Genomic DNA, 836 nt, shown 5'->3' with positions numbered 1-836 from the left:
ACAAAAGCTGATACCAACGCAGTGACTCCAGTTGCCAATGTCACCTCTATACGACCAGTACGCGTGCCAAAAAGTCTTTGCCTGATAATAGATAAAGCAATAGACGCTCATAAAGCTAATAGCTAGCTTATATATCGTGCGTATCGCGTTTGAATAGACACTGCAGGACTACTTTTTTTAAATAGGACTACTTGACATAAATAGTCCTTTTTTATGTTTGTCTCTGAGCTCAACATCCTTCTGATAAGCAATCTGCTTAATGGTTTATCTCGTACCCTACTTAGGATATTTTTAATATCTAAAAATAATAGACTTATGTTTATAAAATTTAGGTTTATACTTTTATTTAATAAAGCTTTTAAGATATATTTAAGTTGTAAAATATATATCTGATGCAGTTTATCCTTAAATAATAACCGTTTATCCGAATATTATTGCTTCACAAAAAAAATTTATTATCAAATTAAAATTTAAACCAAACAGTGCTAATATAGTTTTACTTGTGCAATTGCTGTTATGTTAATTTGTTGCTCAAGTATGTCTTTGTATTGCTTAGTTTTTTGAACACTTGTATGCCAATCAAGACGACTCATCCTTAAAACATTCAATACCAATCACATTTAAAGGACACTGATTATGACAGTGAACAAACCTTGGCTGGCACAATATCCTAGCAATGTACCCAAAACCATAGATCCTGACCAATATAGCAGTCTTATTGAGCTTTATGAGGAGTGCTTTGCACGCTTTCGCTTGCATCCTATCAGTGTTTGCATGGGCGTGACGCATACTTATGGCGATATCGATGATACCTCGCAAGCGGTCGCTGGATGGTT

1 pseudogene is annotated in these 836 nt (G+C 34.3%); it reads left to right on the top strand.

Features of this window, described 5'->3' with window-relative positions:
* Positions 1 to 636: 636 nt before the first annotated feature.
* A pseudogene (locus tag ACTXGO_RS15005) lies at positions 637 to 836 on the top strand (long-chain fatty acid--CoA ligase); the annotation flags it as partial.

Source organism: Psychrobacter sp. T6-1 (assembly GCF_052258445.1).
The sequence above is the reverse complement of the archived record's forward strand: the minus strand, read 5'-3'. Positions and strand labels throughout refer to the sequence as shown.